Source organism: Spirosoma montaniterrae, assembly GCF_001988955.1.
GTDB classification, from domain to species: Bacteria; Bacteroidota; Bacteroidia; order Cytophagales; family Spirosomataceae; genus Spirosoma; species Spirosoma montaniterrae.
Map to the genome: position 1 here is coordinate 2,894,550 of NZ_CP014263.1, position 25,016 is coordinate 2,919,565.

Sequence of the window (25,016 nt, forward strand, 5' to 3'; positions counted from 1 at the left end):
TACACGAATTAACCAGCACCCATTGAAATAGATAGCCATCCGTCAGACTGACAGATGGCTATACTTTTACAGCATTTTCCCTAATCATTCCAACAACACAGTCGTCTTACCGAAGCATTCGGTCAGGCCATTTGCACTGCCTGTTGCCGACTACGCCGGGTTCGGCTACGGCACCAGCGCAGCAGTTGCGTTTGCTCCATCGGCGGCAGCAACCGCAAAAATTTGCGGAGTTCCTTGCGAAACAAGCGACGGTCGAAGCTCACTTGCTCCAGCACGTATTGGCTATAGTTTAACCAGTTCATAGCTGTCAGGATTTAATACTCGACAAAGGTCGTTGTCATTTGCTCAATCTGCTCTTATAAAAAGCTTAAATAACCCACTGTTTATCAGTCAACAAACTGTCGACGCAGTTTGTCGCCCGCGTCGCGCAGACCTGCTGCCCACGAGTTGCCCGTACCTTCGGCAAACAGGTCGTTGCCAGGTATACCAAGCCGCCAGCGCACCTGTTTGTTGTTGGCCGGATTAGTACCCTCTTCGCGCAGATATATGTCGGCAGCAACCACATCGTTCCGAAAGCGAAGAACGCGCCGAAGCTCTTTCTCAACCGTTGCCAGTAATTCTTCCGTTTCGCTGAACCCTACGGTTTGCAGGTCTATCTTGATTCGATCAATTGTGTACTCCATAAGTTTACTATTCGTTAAACGTGCAATAAGTTGAGTCAAAACCGATACAGAGCCGCGATGTGAACCGGTGGCTGCTGCCCGGCAGTAATGCCTTCATCCACTACAAACACATCTCCGCCATTGCGTAGTGTGAGCAGAGCCGCCTGATCGATCAGCGATTGGTCGCCTTCCTGCCGTTCGTCGTGGAGGGTGGCTGTGAGCGTAGCTTCGTCAAAGTGACCCCATGCCTGCGCATCAGCCTGTATGAAAAGGGATTCTATGCGGCCCGTTACGGCGGCATCGAGAATCGAGCGCAGGTCGGTAGCCGTTTGGTCAGTGCCGCTCTGATTCTGGTACTGCGTCAGGCGTCGCTGATACGATTGCTCGAAATAGTCGGTCAGCAGTTGATTTGCCATTTCGTGCAATTCAATGGCTTGAACGTGGTCGAAGTTGCCCGTAAGTCCCTGCTCGTGTAGGTGCGGATACGAGTTGACAAGTCGATAAATAGGCTGGTAATACTCGACCGAAGCCAGCAGCAGCGGCACGTTCTGCGTACCTATCAGCGACATAATGGCCCCGTCGATAAGCCGAAAATAATCGGCCAGCAAGTGGTCTTTTTCTTTCTGTTCGCGGTTGGCATCGTCGCTGGTATAGATGGCCGCCATACCACCCCGGCCTTTGGTTCGGCCCTGTAGTTCTTCTTCAAAGTCGTAATAGACCGTGATTTCGTCAATTCCCGACGGCATCAGTTCCTTGGCATCTACCTGCGAGATCGAGTATGGGTCGGCCTTATACAGCAAGGCCCCGTTTTTGCCAATTTGTAGTATACAGTATTGCCTGGCGGGTTGCACATAGGGCAGTAAAGGCCGCAACCAGAACTTAGACTGTAGGTAATGAGCATCGGACAGGGGGGTTGGGCTATCGAACGTGGCAAAATAAGCTGGGTTCCGAAACACGGCCAGCCCCTCGGTCCGATACCGCCAGAATGTTTGGTCGGCCAGCAACGCATCGAGCGGCTCCATCAGCGTGTCGATGTCATTGCTACGAACCGACTTCTCCAGTTCGAGCCGGATAGCCTGAAGGTGATTTTTGAAAGCAATCTGATCGTGCCCTTCCAGCACTTCCTGCCCTCGCCGGTGAGTGGGTATAAAAATAGAAATCGAGTGTTCATGCGTCTGATCGGCCAGGTCAAACAGGGTATCTTTATTGAATTCGAGCGACGTCATAACGGTGAAGTTGGTTAAGAATAAACAGACAGCAGCCGGCCTTTTTGCGGTAGTTGTCTATGCACTTAACCAATATCCTCCCGAAAGGGTCGGCCTGTTGCTGCTTTCTAAGGTTTCTCTAAGTAGTTGATTGCCTTAGAGAAACCTTAGAAAAGCAGATCGTGTGAACGGCCTTCGTCCTCCATCGTTATTGTTCTATTAATATTTTCTATTCGAAACGTTTGGTTGCCCCATCTGAAAAGATTGTCCAGCATTATGAAAAGTATTCTGATTGTAGAAGACGACCGGCGCATTGCCAACAACATCAGCCGGAGTTTGCGCGAAGAAGGCTATCGTACCGAAGTGGCCTACGACGGTGTCACGGGGCGGCATCTGGCATTGGGTCAGCCCATCGACCTGCTGATTTTAGACGTAAATCTGCCTGGCATGAATGGCTATGACGTATGCCATAGCCTGCGGACTGAAAAGCCCGACTTACCCATTATAATGCTTACGGCCCTCGGCGAAATCGAAGATAAATTAGATGGGCTGGCGAGTGGTGCCGATGACTATATCGTAAAACCGTTCGACCTGCGCGAGTTGAGCGCGCGCGTGACTACCTGCCTGCGCCGAAGCGACCGGCTAAACGGGCGTTTGCCAGCCGATGTACTCAAAGTTGCCGATCTGGTACTCGACACCTCGGCCCGAACCGTTCGGCGGCAGCAAGCCGACATTGAAGTAACAGCCCGCGAAATGGCTCTGCTCGAATACCTCATGCGCCGGGCAGGCCGGGTGGTGTCAAAAGCCGAGCTAAGCGAACAGGTCTGGCAATTGACCTACGACCCCGGCAGCAACGTTATTGAAGTGTATATCAACTACCTGCGTCGGAAAATCGACCGCGATTTCAGGCCAAAACTTATCCATACCCGACCGGGTTTGGGCTATGTGCTCAAAGTTGACGAATAACCTATGACGATTCGTAACCGCATTGCACTCCAGTTTTCGCTGATTGTGGGCGGACTGCTACTGGCATTTTCGGTGCTGATCTACCTGACATCGGCTGCAAACCGACGGGGCGAGTTTCGGAACCGGCTCGAACAAAAAGCCCGAACCACCGTTCGGCTGCTGGTAGAGGTGCAGGAGGTCGACCGTCAGCTACTCCGTATCATTGACCGCAACACGCTCACGGTTCTGTTCAATGAGCGGGTACTGGTGTTTGACGACCGCAACCGGCTATTGTATGCCAGCATCGACGACGACTCGATTCGTGTAGAACCTACGCTGCTTACCCAGATTCGCCAGGACGGGCTGGTGCGAACAACTATCGACGGTCGGGAAGTAGTTGGTTTTCGCTACGACGAACGGGCAACTCCGGTGGTGGCGGTAGCTTCGGCCTACGACGTAACGGGTCGGCGCGAACTGGCCGATTTGCGGCAAACACTGTTCTGGAGTCTGCTGGGTGGCGTAGCCCTGACCATTGGGCTGGGAATTGTGTTTGCCGGGCAGTCGTTGCGGCCCATCAGCCGACTCAACGAACAAATTTCGACCATCAACGCCCGTAACCTTCAGCAACGAATTGGCGAGGGAAACGGTCGGGACGAAGTAGCGCGATTGGCGGCTAACTTCAATCAGGTGCTGGAGCGGCTGCAACGGGCGTTTGAAGGGCAACGGCAGTTTGTGTCGCACGCCAGTCACGAACTCCGAACACCTTTAGCCGCTCTGAAGTCAGAAATTCAATTGAGTCTACGCGGTTCTCTAACACCCCAGCAGCACTCACAGGTCTTGCAGACGTTACTGGCCGACACCGAGCGGCTCATTAATTTAACCAACAGTTTATTATTTCTGGCCCGCACGTCAGAAACTGCGGGGCGGGCGGAGTTCAAGCCCGTGCGACTCGATGACGTGTGTTTTCTGGCACAGACTGAATTGCAAATGGCTCATCCGGCCTATCAGATTCGGTTAAGTTATGATCCACTGCCCCAAACTGATGCTGAAACAGTGGTGCAGGGAAGCGAGGCTCTGCTGAAGCAGGTTGTGTTGAATCTGCTCGATAACGCCTGTAAATACACCCCTGACCATACGGCCCATCTGCGTATTATTCCCGGTTTGCAGCAGTGCCAGATAGCTATTACCGATCAGGGTATTGGCATACCGCCAGAGCAGATTGCCAATCTATTTACCCCATTCTTCCGGGCCGACAATGCACTGGGCTACGAGGGGGCAGGTATCGGCCTGTCGATTTGCGAACGCATTGCCGAACTGCACCAGGGCCGAATCGAGGTAAGTAGCCAGTTGGGAAAGGGCAGTACGTTCACGCTCGTACTGCCCACCAGCAGTTCTTTATAAGTTTTCTCTAATCAGGATGCAGCACGTACAAGGGTACTTTTGTACGCTTTTTCAATAATCCCAACGGTATGAACCGGGTATCGGCAGGTCGATTCGTCTCGCTCTTCATGAGTTATTTCTTCCTTTTGCTAACGGCAACAAGGGCTATTGCTCAATCAGAGACAGATAGTCTTAGACAACTCAACGACCGGCTCGACAGTTTATTTATCGATGAAGTAGAAGACCGCCGAACACCGGATAAGGTACTTCATGCCGAACCGCTTTACATTGATCTGATCCGCGATTTGGGTGCCCGCAAGGGCGAACGCGAATGGAACGTAGGCATGGGCCTGACCGATAACCTGTATTACGACACCTACGACATGCTGATTGAGTACGAATGGGCACCCGTTAACCGGCTGGGACTGGAGGTGGAAATACCGATAACGCTTTATGGCATTAACGGCAGAGACAGTGGTCAGAATGGGCTGGCAATCCCACCAGCTAATCGCATCGAAAGCTTGAAATTAGCTGCTCAATGGTCGTTTTTAGTATCGGAGCGAGCCAAAACAACCCTGGCATTAGGCTATATCAATTCCATCAAACTGGCCGATATTCAGGATTTGTCCAGAGTATCAACTGTAACAGGCAACCAATTCAACCCGTTTCTGATTGCAGCTAAACGCTGGGGAAACCGCTTTCACACGCTGGTGTACACGGGTCCGGTGTTGACTTACGCTTTTCAATCAAAACACTGGAAATCGCGATTTGAGATGAATAGCAGTGTTCATTACATGATTCCCGGCACACGCAATTTCGTCGGGCTGGAAGTAAACCAGTCTGTTGCGGGTCGTCAGTCCAGCGTGGTGATGCGCCCACAACTGCGCGTTGGTGTAACAAGCAACCTGCTGTTAGGCATCGTTACCGGGATTCCCTTGTCCCGGCAGGAGCAGCGGCTGAGTTCGTTTCTACGGTTGATTTATGAGCCAGCGCACAAAAACCGAAAACCTGTTCAAAACGGGTAGCGCAACGGAATGCAGATCACGATAAGGCAATTATCTCGGCACGAATGCGGCTCTTCGCCAGTACCGACCGCGCAAAGGGTACGTGCGTTTTGGGAGCCATCAGATAAACGGCTCCGCCACGCAGTTGGGTCAGTTGATATAGCAGGTTCAGTTTCGACACCAAATCGTTGAGGTTGGCGGTTTTGAGTATCACTTCAAAATACGATTTTTCTTCCCACCGCTGCCCCGTTACGTCGGGTATAAACGATTGGCCGTCCTGACTGCGGCCAAAGCCAACGGGCATTTCATATCCGGGGGTATTGGCTTGTATCTGGGTAAAGCCGTTACGTTCGGCCCACTTGGCAGCCTGTTCAATGTAGTCTTGTTTGTCCATGGTCAGGATTCATTTTGTGAATGGCGGGCCGGTTACAAATTGTGTCGGGCGTGACTCTGAATGGCTTCTTCGGCTTCCGAAACAGCCCGCCGAATCTGACGATTCAGGTAAATCCGCTGATCGTCAATAAAAAAGGCCAGTTCACTATCGAACTCGACCGTAAATAAACAGCCGTTGGCAAACCGGCCCGTTCCAGCATTGAAATAGCGGTTCAGGCGGTTGCCGGGTAATTGTTCTGCGGGTTCGCTGCTTACCGCAGGCATACGGTCGTGCATCCAGTTTACCAGCGACGTGATGTCCTGAACCTTGCCGTTAACGCCAACGCCCTGCCGGAAATCAACTCGTTTATCGATCAGGTCGGCCAGCAACAACAGGCTGTGAACCCGCGAAATAAGCTGGGCAAACTCCGTTTTCCACGGCCCATTGTCCGGCGAGTTGCGATCAAACGCGGGCGAGTCCACTAAGTCGTGAACCTGAGCGAGGTGATCGGCGAGCAACCTGGTGTCGTTTAGCATAATTCATCAGACATTGACTGTGTTTTTAAGAAAAGCATCGACCTGCAAACCTTGCTCTTGTTGGCCCATTGTACGCAACAACCGGAAATGGGAGAAGAGCGCAGACCCGAAACTGGGGTTTTCCAGATACGGCAAGTCAAACTCGTGGGCAGTTTGCCTGACGATTGCCGTGATGGCCGGGTAGTGTATGTGGCAGACTTTCGGAAACAGATGGTGTTCGATCTGACGGTTCAGCCCACCACATATAAAAGCTGCCAGTTGGCTACGGGGAGCAAAGTTGGCCGTTGTACGAAGCTGGTGAATAGCCCAGGCATCGTCTACCGACCCCGATGCGTCGGGAATTGGAAACGATGTTCCTTCAACCACGTGAGCCAGTTGAAACACCAGTCCCAGCACCAGTCCTTCGGCTAAGTGCATAATCAGAAAGCCGAGCAGCACCTGCCACCAGGCCAGATCGAGTACGAGCAGCGGTATCACCAAGAAAAAGACGTAGTACAGGGCTTTTCCCAAAAACAGGTTAACGTATTCGCTTCGGGGATGCGCCGGGGGCGTATGCTGCCCAATCTGATGCTTGAAAAACTTGACATAATCTTTGCGGAGTACCCACGAGAGCGATGCCAGCGAGTACAGCGGAATCGTGTACAGATGCTGGTAGCGGTGCCAGGGTCGGAGTGGCTCCTCAGGGTCGAGCCGTACCAAACCCGGTGCAATCTCAATGTCCTCGTCGTGACCGGGAATATTTGTGTAGGTGTGATGCACCACGTTATGCGTAATTTTCCAGACATAGGGGTTGGCCCCCAGCAGGTAAAAGCTATTGCCCAGGAGCCGGTTGACCCACGGGCGCGACGAAAATGCTCCATGCAGTGCATCGTGCGACACGTTGAAGCCGATGCAGGCGGCAAATACGCCCAAGGTAATGGCTAAGCCTAAGCTGCCCAGTGGCCCAAACTGATTGGATAACAAAAGCGCGTATAGCAGCGCGTAACCAATCAAAAAAAAGAGAGCCTTAGCCCACATAGCCCGGTTGGCATGGGGAGAACATGCTTGTTGAGTAAAATACGCATCGACCCGACGGCGCAGCGTAACAAAAAACAGCGACTGGCTGGTCGGCGTAAACTTAAGTTTGGTTGTCATTCGATTGTCATTAGATAAAGAATTGCCCTATCTGCTGAAGCTGACTCATCAACGGTAGGGCCAAACGGCCTTGCTCGGTCAGGCGGTATTCAACTTTAGGCGGCACTTCGGCATAGACCACCCGCTGAATCACACCCAGCGCAACAAGGGCTTTCAATTCGCCCGCCAGCACTTTCGGGCTGACATCGGGCAATCGTTCGCTCAGTTCACTGAAACGCAAGGTTTGTTGCCCCAGTACCAGAATGAGGTACAGTCGCCATTTGCCACCAATCACTTTCAGTGTCATATTGATCAGGCGCAGGTCAGGCTCGAAAGCAAACTCTGAAGGAGAATTGGTTGACATCGTCTGTAGGCGGTTGCTGAGCCGAGTCAGACAATAGCCTAAGCCGAGACAGTAGATTAAGATGGACAGGTACTAATTTTCGTAGAGGCTGAGCAACGCGGGCAATGAAGGTGAGCTTGTACAAGATGCCTTGCGCGTTACTCGTGAGGAAGCCTAATGATAACGAAGTAAATAGCTATCTATTGGGTAACTAACTGATAAAAATTATAGTTCATGCCTGTCGATCATAAATTGATTCAGTTGCAATATTTTTTCGAATAGATTTAGACATCTACCTAAACAACTCATATTCAACTAAATACACTATTGCCCCGGCCACGTAGCCAATGAGTGCCAGCCAGCTAATCCGGCGTAGATACCAGCCGAAGGCCAGCCGCTCCATACCCATTACGGCCACGCCAGCCGCCGACCCGATAAGTAGCAAACTTCCGCCCGTTCCGGCGCAGTAGGCCAGAAATTCCCACAGTTTGGCGTCGGGCGGGTAGGTTTGCAGGTCATACATACCCATGGCAGCCGCCACAATCGGCACGTTATCGACCACCGCCGATACCATACCAATGAGTAGTACAATCACGTCTAAATTGCCTACCGACTGACTTAGCGATTCGGCCAGGCTGCGCAATACGCCCGTGGCTTCGAGCGAACCAACCGCCAGCAGAATACCCAGAAAAAATAAAATGCTCGGCGCGTCGATCCGGCTCAGGGCGTAGGCCGCCGTAAACTTTTGCCGTTCAGCATCGTCTTTATCGCTATGCAGCACTTCCGACGCTACCCAGATTAGCCCTAAAACGAGCATCATACCCATGTAGGGTGGCAAGTGCGTAACGGTCTTGAAAATCGGGACAAACAGCATACCGCCCAGACCAATTGCCAGCATAATACGCCGTTCACGCCGAGCAGTTCTGGTCACGTAGGGGCGGCTGATGCCTTGCTTAGCCGAAGCTGTAGCCGCCTGTGCATCAGCTTTATACATAAACGTAAGAGCCGCCAGCGGCACCAGCAACGACACCAGACTGGGCAGAAACAGTTCCCGGATAATATTGGCGGTCGTAATTTGCCCGCCAATCCAGAGCATGGTCGTGGTAACGTCGCCAATGGGCGACCATGCCCCGCCCGAGTTGGCCGCTATGATAATCATTCCGGCAATAACGCGCCGTTGGTCAGCATCGCGAACGAGTTTGCGGGCCACCGACACCATTACGATAGAGGAGGTAAGATTATCGAGCAGAGCCGACAGAAAGAACGTAAGCAGGCTGATGATCCAGAGCAGTGCGCGCGTATTGCGGCTGGCAATGCGGTCGGTAATGAGCGTGAACCCGTCGTGGGCGTCGATGAGTTCAACGACGGTCATGGCACCGAGCAGGAAGAACAAAATTTCGGCGGTGCTGGTCAGGTGTTCGCTGAGGTGGTGTACAACCGGTTCAACATCAGCCGATTGGAGGGCATACACCGCCCAGCACACTACGCCCGTAATAAGTGCCGTAGCCGTTTTATTGATTTTTATGGGGTGTTCGAGGGTAATCAGCGCGTAACCAATAACGAAGAGCAGAACGAGTGTGGTTGTCATAACGAGTAATTACCAGGCAGGCAAACCGATTCACCCACAAATGGTGTTGTACCGGCGTAAAATTACGCAACCAATGCTCATTATCCGCGTTCCGAAGCTCGGCCCCGACGGTATGGCCCTGTTTCCGTTTATTCTGGTGCGTCATCGTCACCCCGGCCCTACCCTGCTAAATCATGAGCGCATTCACCTGTTTCAGCAGGCCGAACTGGGCATTTTACCCTTCTATCTATGGTACGTTATCGAGTATATGATTCGCCGGTTTCAGTACCGCGACCATTACAGGGCTTACCGCAATATCTGTTTCGAGCGCGAAGCTTTTACCCACGACACAAACCTTAACTACCTGAAAACAAGGCGACTGTGGGCGTTTGTGAAATATTTGAATGATAAAGTGATAGAGTAATTAAATGATAGACTGATTGAATGATTGAATGATTGAATGGAGTAGTCAGGTAATCGCTCCATTCAATCATTCAATCATTCAATCATTCAATCATTCAATCAGTCTATCATTCAATCACTCTATCATTCAATCATTCAATTACTCCTCTCTCAACCGCTTTACTCCCACCACCCCGGCCATCATCACCAGCGACGATAGGAGAACCACGAGCATCGGGATGCCTTCGCGGAAGCCAAGCAGTCGCAACTCGGCGGGCGTGTTCAAATACAGCAGAATGGTTATCAGGCCGCGTGGAGCAATCCAGAGCAGTGGTTTAACAGGTCCACGATAGGTGATACGCAGAATGATCCACCGCCAGACCAGAATCGTAATGATAAATAACACGCTCACAATCAATGCATCGGTATCTATCAGATCCTGGGGTACGGCGGCATAACCGAATAACAGAAAGAAAAACGTTCGGACTACGAACCCGCCTTCAGCCGTCAGGTTTTTGAGTTGCTCCAGTTCTTTCTCAAACAGATCATTCTTCAGAATCAGGCTCAATCGACCGCGAATAAAGAGTTCGGTGTTGTTGAGAAACAGCCCGAAAATCAGAATCAGCAATAGCGACGACAGCCGGTTGATTTCGGCCAGGGCATACACTAAGAAAAGCACAGAAATAATAGGCAGAAATTTGATGCGATGGCTAATACGTCCAATGAGGTATAGCAGCAAAAAGCAACAAATGGCCGAAATAAAGGCCATAATCAGCGTATCGCGCGTAAACGACAGCACTGCCCCAAACACCGAATCACGGCTGAGCAGCAGAAAATTATAGGCCATCACGCCCAGAATACTGGCGAAGGCCGACTCATGCACCACAAACTCCTGTTGCTCAGTCGATAAGTTTGATATGATTGGCACAGCCACGGCACTGCTAACAATCGACACGGGCAACGCTGCCAGCAAACAGTGATAAAACGAGTCGTTCAGCAGGGCATATAACAAACCTGCCATAAGCAGCGTACCCCCCATAATAGATAGCAGCGACGCCAGCAGGGTTCGGCGCAGTACGCTCAGCTTTTCGGCGTGTAGTTCGAGATCGAGGCCCCCTTCAAGCACAATCAGAATCAGCCCCAGCGTACCAAGTGTTGGCAGAATAGTGTTCACATACGGCACCTGCACGCCTGCATAGTCGGTAGCCTGTTTGGTCAGAATACCCAGCAGCAGCAACAGGAGCACCGACGGCATCTTGAAACGGCTGCTAAACAAATCGAACGCGTAGGAAATCAGCACCGCCAAACTCAGAACGATGATAAGAATTGAAGAATCCATTTTTTCAGTGAGCAGTTATCAGCCAGCAGCCAACACTGGGCAAATATAGATCAAACCACCACACCCCCTATTGTTTACTGGAAGTCGCCATTTCGGTGGCAATTTTGGCTGAAAGCAGACACAACGGAATGCCTCCACCGGGATGAACGCTACCGCCCACAAAGTAGAGGTTGCTGAACTCATGCGAGAAATTGGCGTGGCGCAGGAAAGCCGCAAAACGATTGTTGCTGCTGTTGCCGTACAATGCCCCCTGACTCGATGAGGTTCGGCTTTCGATGGTGCGCGGGTCCAGTACAGCTTCGGTTTCTATCAACGACGCCACATCGACGCCCAGATTATGCGACAGTTTTTGAATCACGTTCTCACGGGCACGGTCAATTACAGCGTCCCAGTTCTGCCCGGTATTGTTGGGTGCATTGAGCAGAATAAACCAGTTTTCATGGCCGGGCGGAGCGTCGTCGGATTTGTGCTTTGAGGTGATATTGAGGTAGATAGTTGGGTCGTGGTAGAGTTCATTTTGCCCAAACAGATGCTCGAACTCAGCGCGGTAGTCGTTGCTGAAGAAAATATTGTGCAAGCCCAGTTCGGCAAACTCACGCTTGATGCCCCAGTAAAAAATCAGGCCCGAACTCGATTTGGGCTGGCGCAAAATCCGCTCCGGCTGCCGGGCATCGGGCAGCAGCTTTCGGAACGTATTCACCACGTCCATGTTGGAGACGACAAGGTCGTAATGAGAAGTGAAAAGTGAGAAGTGAGAAGTTAAAATTTCATTTCGTTTATTTTCCACTTTTAACTTTTCACTTTTCACTTTTAGTCCCACCACCTGTTTTCCCTCCGTTACAATCTGGGTTACTTTCGTATTGAAATGAAATCGCACGCCGAGGTCTTCGGCCAGTTTCACCAAACTGCCAGTGATACTCACCATGCCGTTTTTCGGAAAAAAAGCACCGATGTTGTATTCGAGATGCGGAATAATGTTTAGTGTGGCGGGCGTTTGGTACGGATCGGAGCCGTTGTAGGTGGCGTAGCGGTTGAACAACTGAACGAGTTTCGGGTGGCGAAACCGGCGTTCGTTGGCGTGGTTCATGGTGCTGAATACACCCAGCCGGGGCAGGTTGAGGTAGCCACGCAGGGCATCGCGATTGAGCCAGGTGCTGACTTTGTGCAGCGAACGGTGCAGAAACAGCTTCTCCGTGACGTCATATTTCACCGCACTGTCGTGCAGATGGGCCAGCAGGTGGTCGGCGGGTTCGCCCAGCACGGTCTCGGTTTCGCGGGCGAAGCGGTCATGATCGGCCCAGGCGGTCAGGCGGGTAGCATCGTCCCAGAAATAGCGGCAGGTCTCGTCCAAGCGCAGGTACTCGAAGTAATCGGCAGGGTTGCGCCCGGCCAGCCGAAACAGGTCATCGACCAAGTGCGGCATCGTGAACAGCGATGGCCCCGCATCGAACCGATAGATGCCGCCGGTATCTGCACCGGTCAGCTCAAAGCTCGACAGTTTACCGCCCGGATACGCGTTAGCTTCAAAAACATCGACCGTATAGCCCTGAACGGCCAACCGGATAGCCGACGCAATACCGGCAATGCCAGCCCCGATGATGGCAGCAGATTTTGAACCAGGATTAGCCATGATTGTCAAGATTAAACAGGATTTATGCGTTGCGCTTACTGGATTATCAAACAAGCGCAGCGTAGAATCTTGCGGTGATCTTGTAAATCCTGGCTAATCCTGCCGGGCCAGCGTCCTGGTTCGGAATTATTTTCGTGCATAATAAAACAAATTCACCGACGACGCGCTGGCACGTTCGCTGATGGTGAAATAGCCTTTGTTGTCTTTCTCAAAACAAACGGCTTCGCCCTGTGGCTCCACCCGGTACGGCAACTGGCGGCTGGTGCCGTATTGCAACGCATCGGCAACGCTTTGATTGCCATCGCGTTTCCAGTACATGATGTTTGTGTATGTTCTAAGAATAATTTCACGGCCATCGGGCGAAATGGCGGCTCCGGTTACGAATGTCATCGGCAGTTCGCCGAGCGACTCGGCTACCGTCACCTCGTTGACGTTTTGTGGATATTTCAGCCGATAAAGCCGCACTTTTGGTTCGCGCTTTGAGACAATGTAAATATCTTTCGTTTGCGGCTCAACAAACATCGCTTCGGCATCGCGCGGGCCGTCGGGGTAACGAAAATTTATACGCTCAACCTGCGTGATTGGCGTTTGCAGGTTGGCTGGTTCGGGCAATCGATAAATTTGCACAATGGGCGTTTGGGCGTTGTTATCGCCAATATCGCCGATGTAGAGATAGTTTATTCCATCGCGTGGGCCGGGGCCATTCGCCAGTTCTTCCCAGTCGCGATTGCCGAAATTAGGGACGGGCGATCTACCTTTCACTTTGCCATCGTGGCCCAACAGTACCAGTTCGGCGGGGGAACCACTATCCTGCTGAATCCAGAGATTACCGGGCTGACTACGACTGTCAACCATGCCCGATGCCTCGTCAATTTGACCCGGCTGAACGGGCGTTACCGTAGGATCGGCAAACTGAGCTTCCAATACACTGGGGTTTTCCAGCTTGCACGAAGCCATTACCAGCAATACAACCAACAAAACGGGCATACGCATAAATACTCTCACTTGTTTATTGTGTCAAAGTAACGAAAGAACCACCGGAATTAGCCAATTTATGTGGTTTTGGCTGTGTAATTGGGTATTGCGAATTTGTTAAGCGGTCGGTTTTCGGCTTTTTCTGCTGGTTCCGGCGGTTCAGAGCAGTCTCGGATTAGGCTAAACAATCTATGTAGCGTATGGCTGGCGCATGTGGAGACGCAAAGGGTTGCGTCTCTACACCGGATAGTCAATTGTAGAGACGCAACCCTTTGCGTCTCTACACCGGATAGTCAATTGTAGAGACGCAACCCTTTGCGTCTCTACACCGGATAGTCAATTGTAGAGACGCAACCCTTTGCGTCTCCACATGCGTCAGCAATTCTTCGCGTCAGCAATCCCTCGCGTCAGCAATCCTTCGCGCCAGCAATCCTTCGCGCCAGCCATACGCCAATGCAACGTCAAATTGGTATAAGCAGACTATTAGCAACTTACAAAAAAAACGGTGCCACACCTTTGCGGAGTGGCACCGTGCAACGCATAAAGAGAACAAATTACAGGTGAACCGTCAACTCGTCCGTAAACGTGTATTCGTTATCCTTCACGATGAGCGTGATGGCTGATTTTTTTGTTTCATTTACGATTGACACGTCCTGCTTCGATACGCTGACATTCAGGCGATTACCCTGCCAGTAAATAGGATACTGGATGGCGTCGATCTGTTCGGGCAGGCTTGGTGTGATACGCAGCTTACCCCCTACCATCCTGACGCCCCCAAAGCCGCAGACAACAATCTGCCAGATGCCGCCCAGCGAGGCTGCATGAACGCCGTGATCCGACGTTTTCATGCCCGGCCCCAAATCTATTTCCGACGCCCGCCGGAATAGTTCGTAGGCCAGGGTTGTATCGCCCAGGTCATTTGCCAGTACCGCGTGCGTCGATAAACTCAGCGACGAGTCGTGCAGCGTTTTAGGCTCATAATAGTTGTAATTGGCGCGTTTGATCTCCGGACCGAACTTGTGTTCGAGCAAGTACATCAGCATCACCACCGACGCCTGTTTCGAGACCTGAATCTGATTGACCTGATCTAAGCTATAATCGTGAAAAATTGAGCCGACGTGTTCCTGCGCCTTATATTTGCTCAGGTCGATAATTTGCTTGCCCAGATAGGTATCATCCTGCGGAATAACGCCCTCGGCAGTGGGTTGGGGCAGGTAAAGTTTCGCCAGCCGCTCCTCCAATACCGGAATCTCGACATCGAGCGATAATTTTTCGTTCAGCCGGGCGAATACAGCGGGTTTTTCAGCTTTCAGTTTCTGGTAATAGCTGATCGCGTTTTCAATGCACCAGTACGCCGTATAGTTGGTAAACGCGTCGTTGTCAACGTGTTCCTTGTACTCGTCGGGGCCAATTACTTCGTTGATGTGGTAGCGTTGACGTTCGTCGTTCCACTCTAAGCGGCTGGCCCAGAAAATGCCCGTGTCGAGCAAAATTTCGTAGCCATATCGCTCCATAAAGTCTTCGTCGCCCGTAATCTGGTAATATTGCCACACGCCAAAAGCCACGTCAGACGTGATGTGCTGTTCGATGAAACCGCTCCAGATTTTGGTCGATTTGCCCGTTACGATGTCAGCAGCACCCCACACGGGCGTCACCTCGCCGTCGTCCATCCAGGCCGACTCCCACGGATACATGGCTCCTTTATAGCCATTTTCGAGGGCTTTTTTGTGTGCCCCGCCCAATGTTTTGTAGCGGTATTCGAGCAAACTCCGCCCGATTTCAGGGAAGGTGTAGGTAAAATACGGCAGCAGAAAAATCTCGGTGTCCCAGAACGAGTGGCCTTTGTACCCCTCACCCGATAGCCCTTTCGCCCCTACGCCCATGCGGCTGTCGTGGGCGGGCGTCATTATGCGCAAGTGGTACATGGCAAACCGAATTGCCAACTGATCGAAATCCCGTTGGCTGTTGATGCTAATGTCGGTTTGCTGCCAAAACCCAGCCCAGGCGGCTACGCTCTCGGCCAGCAGGGCATTATAACCCCGGCCCGCCGACGCAATCAGGTCGGCAATCGACGCGCTCCGTAACTCATCCAGCGACAAATGCTCGTGCGTCAGGTCGCGGGTGGTGTAAACGTTGCTGATTTTTTCGAGTGTGAGCGTTTGGCTGGCCTGCACGTCGGCTTTGTAAATCATGTATACTTTGCGCCGGTCCATTGCGAAGCGCGAGCCAACCGTCTCGTTACCAGCCACTACGCTATGCGTGGCGTTGTGCACGAACGTAATTTTCGACTGCGTGGTTTGTTGCAGCATTTGCAGGTGCTGCTTGTCGAAAATGCGTTTTTCGCCTTCGTGGAAGTGCTGCGCCCCGGAGTTGCTCACCTGCCCATTGATGCCCGACTGAATTTCGATCTGTGCCGATTCGTTCAGGGGCGTAATGCTCACGTGCAGGGCCATCGTGTGCAGGTCGGCCAGCGACATGAACCGCCGGAACGCAAACGCGAACGTTTTCCCCGCCCGGTTTGTCCACTCGAACGAACGCACGACTTCGCCGGTTTTCAGGTTGAGCGTTCGCGAATAGTTGGTGAACGAGCCTTTGTCGAGGCTGAACAGGTCGCCATCGATCCAGATGTCGAGGGCGGTAACATCGGCGGCATTGGGCAGTTCGGTAACGTCGTACTCATCGAACTTGTTGAACGTACCGGCCACGAACGTATTGCGCACCTGATTGGTGTAGCTTTCTTCGGTGGCGCAGCGCACACCCATGTAGCCGTTGCCCTGGCAGAAAATAGCTTCGCACTTGCCCTGAAATTTGGGCGTAAAAGCGGCTTCTTCGACTATCCAGTTAGTCAGGTCGCCGGAACCTGTGTTGTACTTCATCATAGGTTGGTTGGATGGAACACGGATTTAACGGATGCGACGGATTCAGCACGGATTTCTTTTGCCTTTAGAATAAAAATCTGTGTTGATCCGTCTCATCCATTAAATCCGTGTTCCATCATTTTTTTAAATTTTTTCGGTCGTTGGTGAATATTATCCGTTTGAATTCGGGTTTCTTGCCAAAATTGAGCAGTAGGCCAACCTCCATAGTTGTAGCTCGCAGATAATTCATCAATTGAATTTCATGCTCTTCAGCCAGTGTTTCACAAGCTTTGAGTTCAAGAATTACGCAATTTTCTACCAGAATATCGGCAAAATAATCGCCTACCTGTGTGCCTTTGTAATGCACTTTGATTTGCTTCTGCGCTTCTACTTCATATCCCTCATTCTTCAACTCAATGTATAGAGCGTTCTGATACACCCGCTCCAGGAAGCCGTACCCTAACTCATTGAAAACCGCATAATACGACCCAATAATGGCATCGGTTAACTCTTTATGCAGCAAGCGCGACATTGTTTATCTGTGTTAATCCGTCTAATCCGTTAAATCCGTGTTCCATCCCAAATCAGGCAATTCGCTCGCCCGATTCATCAAAAAACCGCAGCCGCTCAATGTCCGTGCCTATCGTAATTACCTGACCAGGTTTGTAGAGCGTGTTGGTAGACGTTCGGAAACAGAACGTGGGTTCAGGATTACCGTTGAAGTGAAAGTAGTTGAAACTCTCGCTGCCAATCGGTTCAACCACATCAATCGTGATATCAACGTCCTGCGACAGATGCCGTGTAAACTCCACCGCTTTGTCATACACGTATTCGGGCCGGAAACCGAACGTAACGGCTTTACCGACGTGGCCCGCCAGTTTTGCCTGATGCGGGTCTGGAATGCCAAACAGCACGTTCTTCGATTTGAAGCCCAGCAAACCGTTTTCCCGGATAATTTCGCCCTCTAAAAAATTCATCGACGGACTACCAATAAACCCGGCCACGAACTTGTTGATGGGGTCGTTGAAGAGGTTCATGGGCGTATCGAACTGCTGAATGATGCCGTCTTTCATAATCACGATGCGGTCGCCCATTGTCATGGCTTCGATTTGGTCGTGGGTTACGTAGACCATCGTGGCGTCGAGTTGGCGGTGCAGGCGTTTAATTTCGGTACGCATCTGTACACGCAGTTTGGCGTCGAGGTTGGAGAGCGGCTCATCGAACAAAAACACTTTCGGTTCGCGCACAATCGACCGCCCGATAGCCACCCGCTGCCGCTGCCCGCCCGACATGTCTTTCGGCTTGCGGTCGAGCAGGTGTTCGATGCCCAGAATCCGGGCTGCATTTTTTACTTTTTTGTCGATTTCATCTTTCGGCACTTTGCGCAGTTGCAGCCCGAACGCCATGTTGTCGTACACGCTCATGTGTGGGTAGAGCGCGTAGTTCTGGAATACCATCGAAATGTCGCGGTCTTTGGGCGACACCTCGTTAACCCGCTGGTTATCAATCAGCAAATCACCACTGGTAATATCTTCCAGCCCGGCAATCATGCGTAGCAGGGTGCTTTTGCCGCAGCCGCTCGGCCCCACCAGCACAATAAATTCTTTATCGTTGAAAACCAGGTCGGCATTGCGGATGGTGGGGGCCGCTGCGCCCGGATATTGCTTGACGAGATTACGAACTTCAATGGATGCCATGTTGGTATTTGATTTTACCCCACCCCAACCCCTCCCCGTTAGGGAGGGGCAAGTGCAAGAGACATTTATTTTATTCAGGCAATGTAGTTGGTTAGAAATTAAGCTATTGCTTCTACTTGCCCCTCCCTAATGGGGAGGGGCCGGGGTGGGGTTTACTCCTTCGAGCCTGAACTGGCAACGCCCTGCACGAAGTAGCGTTGAAAAATCAGGAAAATCATCAGCGTTGGTAACGAAACCAGAATAGTGCCGGCCATGAGCAGCGGCCAGTTGGTTTGCAGTTCGTCGCGGAGGGTAGCCATGCCAACGGGCAGGGTGTACATGTCTTTGGTATAGGTGGCGATAACCGGCCACAGAAACTCGTTCCACGACCCCTGAAAGGTGTAGATGGCAACGGCTGCCAGCGCGGGCGTGGAAATGGGCAGGAAAATCTGCCAGAAAATACGGAAATACGAACAACCGTCGATGAGTGCGGCTTCTTCCAGATCGCGCGGGATGGTCTCGAAAAACTGCTTCATCAAAAAGATGTTCGGAATTGTTACGAGCAGGGGCAGAATCAGCCCGGCGTAGGTATTTACCAGATGCATCTCGTTGAGAATGATAAACTTCGGCACCAGCAGAATTATAGCCGGAATCATCAGGCTACTCAGCAACAGTGCGAAGATCAGGTTTTTGGCCGGAAAGTACAGCCGCGCAAAGGCAAAACCCGCCAATGCAGAAAAAAACACGTTCGCAATGGTCTGTATCAGCGTGACAATCACACTGTTGAGTACCCATTTGGCAAAGGGTAGATCGCGCCAGACCGATGCATAGTTTTCCAGCGTTGCCACAGACGGAATCAGCTCAATCGGCCACTCGAAAACATTCTTTTTGGCATTGAACGAAATCGAAATCGAGAACAGAAACGGCCCCACATACAAGGCGGCTGCGCTGAACAGGAGGGCAAAAAATATAAGTTTTTTCATAGTGTAGTGGGGGACGGAACACGGATTTTACGGATGGGACACATAAACACGGATTTCTTTCTTTGCCATTACAGAGTAAATAAAAATCTGTGTAAATCCGTAACATCCGTTAAATCCGTGTTCCTCTTTCATTTACGTCTCTGCCGGGAAATAGCGTTTCTGTAACCAGGTTGTTCCGAAAATAATCATCGCCAGAATAATGGCCGCTGCCGCGCCAAACCCGAACCGGAAATATTTGAACGAGTTCTTGTAGGCGTAATACGACATCGTGGTGGAGGCATTATCCGGCCCGCCACTGCTCATCACAAACACCTGATCGAAGACCTGAAAACAACCAATCAGGCTCATCACAACAACGAAGTAGGTTACAGGCCGCACCATAGGCACCGTAATTTTCCAGAATTGCTGCCAGGTTGTGGCTCCATCGATGCGGGCGGCCTCGTAAAGTGAAATTGGAATGTTTTGTAGCCCGGCCAGAAATGAAATCATAAAATAGCCCGACGTAGTCCAGATGTTGAGCATCATAATCGATACCAGCACCGTGTTGGGGTTGGTTAACCAATCGATGTTCGAGGTGATGCCGATTTGGCTGAGCAGATAATTGAGCAGCCCGGGCTTCGAGTATATCCAGACGAAAATGATAGACGTAACAACCGACGACGTGATGGCGGGGAGGTAAAACGCCGTTCGGAACAGCACCCGCCCCGGAAATTTCTGGTTCATCAGAAACGCCAGGATCAACGCCAGCAACGTCTGCGTCGGCACTACGCCGAGCGTATAAATTACGGTGTTGCGGAACGCCTTCCGAAACACGGGGTCCTGAAACACGTCGATGTAGTTTGCCAGCCCTACAAACGGCTTGTCGGGCAGCAGCAGGTTCCAGTCAAAGAAGCTGACGAAGAAAGCGAACAGAATCGGGAAGAACACAAACACCGTCAGCAGCAGCATCGGCGCGGCCAGAAACACCCAGGCCCAGAAGGTTTGTTCGCGGTTAGAGCTTTTAAATTGCATATCTTTTGAAGGGGAACACGGATTTAACGGATAAGACGGATTGACACGGATTTATTTTCTGTCGTTACGGAGTAAATGAAAATCCGTGTTTATCCGCAGAATCCGTAAAATCCGCGTTCCATCAATCTTTTAGTTTCAGTTTTTCCAGTTTCGGAGCCAGTTTCTGCATGGCTTCGTGGGGGTCGGCACCACTGTAGAAAATAGATTGGAGCGATGCACTCGCTTCATCGAACCACCGCTCGGAGTAGTTGACAAACAGCGGCTTGGCAAACGGAATGCTTTCCATGAACACCCGATACGTAGGATGCTGGTAAAAGCCGTTGGCGTTGGCTACACTCTGCCGCGTCGGAAAGGCCAGCCCGGTTTTGGTCCACTCGGTCATACCCTCTTTTCCAGCGAAGTACGACAGCATCTTCCAGGCTTCGGCGGGCCGTTTGGCTTCTTTCGGAATTACATAAGCAGTAGAAAACGCCAGCGTGGCTTTCACTTTGCCCTGTGGCAGCGGAGCCACGCCGTATTGCACGGTTGGGTAGCCATCTTTCAAATAGGGAATCAGCCAGCCGCCCGAAATGACCATTGCGGCATTTTGTCGGCCAAACACGTCGCCGTTCCAGCCCGCGCCTACGTCGGTTGGCATGGTCGCAATTTTTTTGCGGTATAAGCCTACGTAATAGTCCAGCGCACCCAGAAAAGCGGGTTCGGTCACTTTGGGGTTTCCGGCTTCATCGTGCAGGTTGCCACCGTTCTGATGAACAAACGGCATGAGCATTTCCGGCACCGGCTCTACCACCATACCGAACTGGTCAATTTTACCATCACCGTTGGTGTCTTTTGTAAGCTTGCGGGCCGTTTGTTCGAGTTCCTGCCAGTTGGTGGGTGGTCGGCTGATACCCGCTTTGGCAAACATCGCCTTGTTGTAAAACAGCACGTAGACGTTGAAATCTTTGGCAAAACCGTAATACTTCCCCTTGTATTTATAGGCATCCCGGAAAAGCGGGAAGTAGTCGTTCAGATTAAACGACGTATCGTTCGCCACGTAGGCATCGAGTGGAGCCAGGGTATTGAAGCGCAGATAAGCGGGTGAGGTGTAGTCTTTTAGCCAGAACAGGTCGGGCGGCTGATGCGTACCGAGCATCAATTGTATTTTCTCGGAATAATTACCCGGAATGGGTTCATACTTAAACGGCACGTCGGGGTGAGCCTGCTGGAAGCTCCTCATCATACCGCGCATCAGTTTTTCTTCGGTCGGGCTTGATTGCCAGCTCGAAAATCGCGTTGCGGGCGCATCCTGCGAACAACTGCCGCAAATCAAAATCAGCAACGAACACAGGCCCACCATCTTCATAGAACTATACGGATTAGAATTTGTACAAAACTAATGTACTAAAAAGTAGGGGATATGTTCTGGTTTTGCCAAAAACTTTATTTTTTTTGCATGAAATAGATGTTATTTGATTTGTATAAGCTAATTGATGGAACACGGCTTGTACGGATGCCGTACAAGCCGTGTTCCATTTTCCCTTCGTATATGAAGCCCAGCCTGCAATCGCTCCGCCCCGACACTACCGATTCGTCGTTTGCCAGCTACTGGATAAAGGTATCGCACTTTGGTTTCCACTGGCACTACCATCCTGAAGTTGAACTTTGCTACATTCATCGGGGCAGCGGTACGCGTATGGTAGGCGACAGCGTACACGAGTTTTCGGACGGCGACCTGGTGCTGTTGGGTGCTAATCTACCACACACCTGGATCAGTCAGCAGTACGCCAACGAAGCCACCGACAACATGCAGGTGTATGTGATTCAGTTTCTGCCCGAACTACTCACCAAAACGCTGCTGGGCCTGCCCGAATTTGCGGCTGTCGATACGTTGCTCAGGCGGGCGTCGCGGGGGCTTGCGTTTTCGGATGGAGGTCGGTATTACACGCGTTTCGAGCAGTTGACCGGGCAGCAGGGTCTTGCCAGATTTCTGACCTTGCTGTCAATTCTGGATGAATTAGCCACTACATCAGAAGCCGAGACGTTAGCCAGTCCGAAGCATTCGCCCCTGCTGAGTCGGCAGAATGAGAAGCGGATGCAGGACGTTTTCGGCTATATTCACAATCATTTCGCGAACGAGCTGAGTCTGGGGCAAATCGCTGACATTGCGTGTATGAATGAGGCTTCTTTTTGCCGATACTTCAGGAAAGCTACCGGCCAAACCCTCACCAGCTATATCAATGACCTGCGCATCGGGCAGGCTTGTCAGTTGCTGATAGAAACGCAACAGCCCATCACAGCCATTGCCCAACAGGTAGGCTTTAACAGCTTCGCGAATTTCAACAAGAGCTTCACGCAACGTAAAGGTCTGCTACCCAGAGCGTTCCGACGGAAGATGAGCCGGTAAGTAAACCAACCTACCGTTGTCTCTTTTATTGAGCCAGTTCTTTCAGAATTGATCTATTTTTGCCGAATTACTTACTTATCCGTATGTAAAACCACACCTGAAATTATGCACATGTTTATTCGCTACACCTGCTCATGGCTGATGAGCGTTGCCATGCTCATCGCCAGCCTGTCTGCCACTGAGGCCCAGACCCTTACCCAATCTAACCTACCTATCGTTGTCATTAATACAACTGGTGGGCAAACCATTCCGAACGAGCCGGGCATTCTGGCCGACATCTTTATTTACGACAAGCCGGGAGCATCGGTCATTAACGACATTACCATCGACACGCCCACCTACACCGGCAAAATTGACATTGAGACACGCGGTAATTCGTCGCAGTTCTTCCCTAAAAAATCATTCGGTTTTGAAACCAAAGATGCTTCTGGAACTACCGATATTAATGTGTCGCTATTTGGTATGCCCGCCGAAGAAGACTGGATTCTGAATGCGTCTTATGCCGACAAAACCTTTATGCGCGACATGCTTACCCACCACATGGCCCGGCGCATGGGTTCGTATTCGCCACGAACGAAACACGTTGAGGTTATTGTAAATGGTCAGTATCAGGGCATTTACATTGCGATGGAAAAAATAAAGCGCAACGCCGAGCGCGTTAATATCAGCCGTTTGCGAACCACCGACATTAGCGGAGATGATCTCACGGGAGGATATATCCTCAAAATCGACGCAGCCGTGGGCGGCAGTAGCCCCAGTTGGACGTCGCCTTACCCGGCTCTGGGCCAGACCAGCAACAATCCAACGATTCTGATCGAGTACCCCAATGCTGAAGATATTCAACCACAACAGCAAACCTACATTCAGAATCATGTGACCGCTTTTGAAAACGCACTGAACGGCACGTCGTTTAAAGACCCCGCAACTGGCTACCGAAAGTATTTAGACGTTGACCGCGCCGTTGATTACTTTCTGATTCAGGAAATTAGCAAGAACGTAGATGCGTGGCGGCTTAGTTTTTTCTTTTACAAAGAGAAAATTACGCGGGGTGGTTTACTGAAATTCGGCCCACCCTGGGATTTCGACCGTAGCTATGGAAATATGCAATGGTGTTACCTTAATTCGGTCTTACCTACCGGTAGCTGGGCCTGGGAGTATAATTTAAACTGCCCCTCCCGGCCTCCCCTGGCACCCTTCTGGCCCAAACGTTTGCTGGAAGATTGCTACTTCGTAGAGAAACTTCGCACCCGGTATCAAACGTTGCGGCAGTCGTTTCTTCGCACCGATTCGCTCCATGCCTTTGTCGACAGCAACGTGGCCCGGCTTACAGTGGGGAGCCCCAGCCCGCAGTCGCGTAATTTTCAGAAGTGGCCTATTCTAACCGAAGAAATTTTCTACAACGAAGTGTATGGCAACGTGTCGTTCGCGGGCGAAGTGGCCGACCTTAAAAACTGGCTATCCGACCACTTGACGTGGATGGACGCCAACATCGGCCTGATTGGGCTGTCTCCGCGCCCAACGGCTACGCTGGCCGGTAACGCAACGGTTGTTTCGGGGCAAACAACTCCCCTGTCGCTGTCGTTTACGGGCGAGTCTCCGTGGCAATACACGCTGTCGGGCGGCATTAGCGGCACAGCTACCAGCAGCCCAACGGTAGTGTCGGTCAGCCCGGCGCAAACGCAGAGTTATACGCTAACATCGGTGCAGAATGCCTGCGGCAGCGGCACGGCCACCGGAACAGCGTTGGTGACCGTGCAGTCCAGCCAGGCCGATCTGTCAGTAAATATGGTGTTCGCCAATCGTAGTCCCGCCGTTAACGCCCCGGTCGATGTATCGCTGGTGGTGAGCAATGCGGGGCCGCAAAACAGCGAAGGCGTTATACTCCGCAATCGACTACCCGATAACCTGAATTTTGTAAACACTTCAAGTCCGGCCATCAGCCACACAGCCGGGGTCATTTCCGTACAGGTGCGCGACCTGGCTCCCGGTGAACAGGAGGTCTACACCTTTACGGCCCAACCCACACAGCCCGGTTATTATCAAAACGCCGTTGAGGTCTCTGCCGCCACCACTACCGACCCCGACAGCCAGCCTAACTCCGGCACGGGCGACGGACAGGACGACGCGGCCCTGGCCGACCTTCGCACGCAGACCAGCGGCATCGGCACGTTTGCTTCGCCCAATCCTAACCAAACGCCGTTGCCAGCCGTACAAGCAAACCAGCCCGCTCCCAATCCTGCCCGCGTTGATTTACAACTGAATATGGCACTTGCCAGTCGTACACTAACCGATAACCCGGTTAACCTGAGCGTTGTGGTACTGAATCGGGGAGGGCTGACCGCAACGGGCGTTACGGTTGAACTACAACTACCTGCCGGGGCTGTGGCCGAACCGATGAGCGGGCTGGCGCAGGCGGGTTCATTGCTGACGTTAACGTTTCCCAGCATAGCGGCTGACATACAGCATACGCAGACTGTTCGGTTTCAGTTTACCGCCAGCCCGCCCAACGAGGGTGTTATTCTGGCGCAGGTGAAACAGTGTAATCAGGCAGATAGCGACTCAACGGCGGGCAACGGCTTCGAAAACGGCGAAGATGATACTGCCCAAACCGACTGGCGACGCCCGTAA

Annotated in this window: 23 protein-coding genes; 6 read left to right on the top strand and 17 right to left on the bottom strand. The window is 51.8% G+C overall.

Annotation, left to right across the window (positions count from 1 at the left end; translation table 11 throughout):
• Positions 1-122: 122 nt before the first annotated feature.
• The 3 genes from AWR27_RS12570 to AWR27_RS12580 all read right to left on the bottom strand — a co-directional run bounded on the left by AWR27_RS12570 (position 123) and on the right by AWR27_RS12580 (position 1,888).
• Positions 123-302, bottom strand: a complete 180-nt coding sequence (locus tag AWR27_RS12570) for a hypothetical protein (protein WP_077131490.1) — start codon at positions 300-302, stop codon at positions 123-125.
• A gap of 84 nt (positions 303-386) precedes the next feature.
• Positions 387-683, bottom strand: coding sequence for an HPF/RaiA family ribosome-associated protein (locus AWR27_RS12575; protein ID WP_077131491.1), 297 nt, complete (start codon positions 681-683; stop codon positions 387-389).
• A 35-nt stretch (positions 684-718) separates the two neighbouring features.
• Positions 719-1,888 (bottom strand): baeRF7 domain-containing protein, encoded by a 1,170-nt coding sequence (locus AWR27_RS12580; RefSeq protein WP_077131492.1) that lies wholly within the window; start codon positions 1,886-1,888, stop codon positions 719-721.
• A 255-nt stretch (positions 1,889-2,143) separates the two neighbouring features.
• On the opposite strand from AWR27_RS12580, the gene AWR27_RS12585 reads away from it, so the two are divergent.
• The 3 genes from AWR27_RS12585 (at position 2,144) to AWR27_RS12595 (ending at position 5,217) form a co-directional block, all read left to right on the top strand.
• Positions 2,144-2,833 carry a response regulator transcription factor gene (locus tag AWR27_RS12585; protein ID WP_077131493.1) on the top strand — a complete coding sequence of 230 codons (690 nt, stop codon included), beginning with the start codon at positions 2,144-2,146 and terminating at the stop codon, positions 2,831-2,833.
• Between the two features lie 3 nt (positions 2,834-2,836).
• Positions 2,837-4,213, top strand: a complete 1,377-nt coding sequence (locus AWR27_RS12590) for a sensor histidine kinase (RefSeq protein ID WP_077131494.1) — start codon at positions 2,837-2,839, stop codon at positions 4,211-4,213.
• Positions 4,214-4,281: 68 nt separating this feature from the next.
• Positions 4,282-5,217, top strand: coding sequence for an HAEPLYID family protein (locus AWR27_RS12595; protein ID WP_232326052.1), 936 nt, complete (start codon positions 4,282-4,284; stop codon positions 5,215-5,217).
• 16 nt (positions 5,218-5,233) lie between these two features.
• Here AWR27_RS12595 and AWR27_RS12600 read toward each other — a convergent pair whose 3' ends face one another.
• From AWR27_RS12600 to nhaD, 5 genes are all read right to left on the bottom strand, one after another.
• Positions 5,234-5,590 (bottom strand): hypothetical protein, encoded by a 357-nt coding sequence (locus AWR27_RS12600; protein ID WP_077131495.1) that lies wholly within the window; start codon positions 5,588-5,590, stop codon positions 5,234-5,236.
• A gap of 32 nt (positions 5,591-5,622) precedes the next feature.
• On the bottom strand, positions 5,623-6,105 hold the full coding sequence (locus AWR27_RS12605) for a hypothetical protein (RefSeq protein WP_077131496.1): 483 nt from the start codon (positions 6,103-6,105) through the stop codon (positions 5,623-5,625).
• 6 nt (positions 6,106-6,111) lie between these two features.
• Positions 6,112-7,239 carry a fatty acid desaturase family protein gene (locus AWR27_RS12610; RefSeq protein ID WP_077131497.1) on the bottom strand — a complete coding sequence of 376 codons (1,128 nt, stop codon included), beginning with the start codon at positions 7,237-7,239 and terminating at the stop codon, positions 6,112-6,114.
• A 10-nt stretch (positions 7,240-7,249) separates the two neighbouring features.
• Positions 7,250-7,582, bottom strand: coding sequence for a winged helix-turn-helix transcriptional regulator (locus AWR27_RS12615; protein WP_077131498.1), 333 nt, complete (start codon positions 7,580-7,582; stop codon positions 7,250-7,252).
• Between the two features lie 271 nt (positions 7,583-7,853).
• Positions 7,854-9,149 (bottom strand): sodium:proton antiporter NhaD, encoded by a 1,296-nt coding sequence (gene nhaD, locus AWR27_RS12620; protein WP_077131499.1) that lies wholly within the window; start codon positions 9,147-9,149, stop codon positions 7,854-7,856.
• A 73-nt stretch (positions 9,150-9,222) separates the two neighbouring features.
• Between nhaD and AWR27_RS12625 the strand changes: the two genes are divergently transcribed.
• Positions 9,223-9,552 (top strand): hypothetical protein, encoded by a 330-nt coding sequence (locus AWR27_RS12625; RefSeq protein WP_077133967.1) that lies wholly within the window; start codon positions 9,223-9,225, stop codon positions 9,550-9,552.
• Positions 9,553-9,690: 138 nt separating this feature from the next.
• Here AWR27_RS12625 and AWR27_RS12630 read toward each other — a convergent pair whose 3' ends face one another.
• From AWR27_RS12630 to AWR27_RS12670, 9 genes are all read right to left on the bottom strand, one after another.
• Entirely contained in the window at positions 9,691-10,869 is a 1,179-nt protein-coding gene (locus AWR27_RS12630) for a cation:proton antiporter (RefSeq protein ID WP_077131500.1), read from the bottom strand.
• Between the two features lie 67 nt (positions 10,870-10,936).
• On the bottom strand, positions 10,937-12,499 hold the full coding sequence (gene crtD, locus AWR27_RS12635; protein WP_077131501.1) for a 1-hydroxycarotenoid 3,4-desaturase CrtD: 1,563 nt from the start codon (positions 12,497-12,499) through the stop codon (positions 10,937-10,939).
• Positions 12,500-12,625: 126 nt separating this feature from the next.
• Entirely contained in the window at positions 12,626-13,492 is an 867-nt protein-coding gene (locus AWR27_RS12640) for a PE-PGRS family protein (protein WP_077131502.1), read from the bottom strand.
• Positions 13,493-14,028: 536 nt separating this feature from the next.
• Positions 14,029-16,353 (bottom strand): glycoside hydrolase family 65 protein, encoded by a 2,325-nt coding sequence (locus tag AWR27_RS12645; protein WP_077131503.1) that lies wholly within the window; start codon positions 16,351-16,353, stop codon positions 14,029-14,031.
• A 115-nt stretch (positions 16,354-16,468) separates the two neighbouring features.
• Positions 16,469-16,864, bottom strand: coding sequence for a GxxExxY protein (locus tag AWR27_RS12650; RefSeq protein WP_077131504.1), 396 nt, complete (start codon positions 16,862-16,864; stop codon positions 16,469-16,471).
• 52 nt (positions 16,865-16,916) lie between these two features.
• Positions 16,917-18,029, bottom strand: coding sequence for an ABC transporter ATP-binding protein (locus tag AWR27_RS12655; RefSeq protein WP_077131505.1), 1,113 nt, complete (start codon positions 18,027-18,029; stop codon positions 16,917-16,919).
• A 152-nt stretch (positions 18,030-18,181) separates the two neighbouring features.
• A complete protein-coding gene (locus AWR27_RS12660) occupies positions 18,182-18,991 on the bottom strand; it encodes a carbohydrate ABC transporter permease (protein WP_077131506.1) in 810 nt (269 codons plus the stop codon).
• A gap of 132 nt (positions 18,992-19,123) precedes the next feature.
• Positions 19,124-20,002 carry a carbohydrate ABC transporter permease gene (locus AWR27_RS12665; protein ID WP_077131507.1) on the bottom strand — a complete coding sequence of 293 codons (879 nt, stop codon included), beginning with the start codon at positions 20,000-20,002 and terminating at the stop codon, positions 19,124-19,126.
• A gap of 121 nt (positions 20,003-20,123) precedes the next feature.
• Positions 20,124-21,347: an ABC transporter substrate-binding protein gene (locus tag AWR27_RS12670; RefSeq protein ID WP_077131508.1), complete on the bottom strand. Its 1,224-nt coding sequence runs from the start codon at positions 21,345-21,347 to the stop codon at positions 20,124-20,126.
• 183 nt (positions 21,348-21,530) lie between these two features.
• Here AWR27_RS12670 and AWR27_RS12675 point away from each other — a divergent pair, with 183 nt between their 5' ends.
• Together AWR27_RS12675 and AWR27_RS12680 are read left to right on the top strand one after the other, a co-directional pair.
• A complete protein-coding gene (locus AWR27_RS12675) occupies positions 21,531-22,388 on the top strand; it encodes a helix-turn-helix domain-containing protein (RefSeq protein WP_077133968.1) in 858 nt (285 codons plus the stop codon).
• A 105-nt stretch (positions 22,389-22,493) separates the two neighbouring features.
• Positions 22,494-25,016 (top strand): CotH kinase family protein, encoded by a 2,523-nt coding sequence (locus tag AWR27_RS12680; RefSeq protein WP_083732838.1) that lies wholly within the window; start codon positions 22,494-22,496, stop codon positions 25,014-25,016.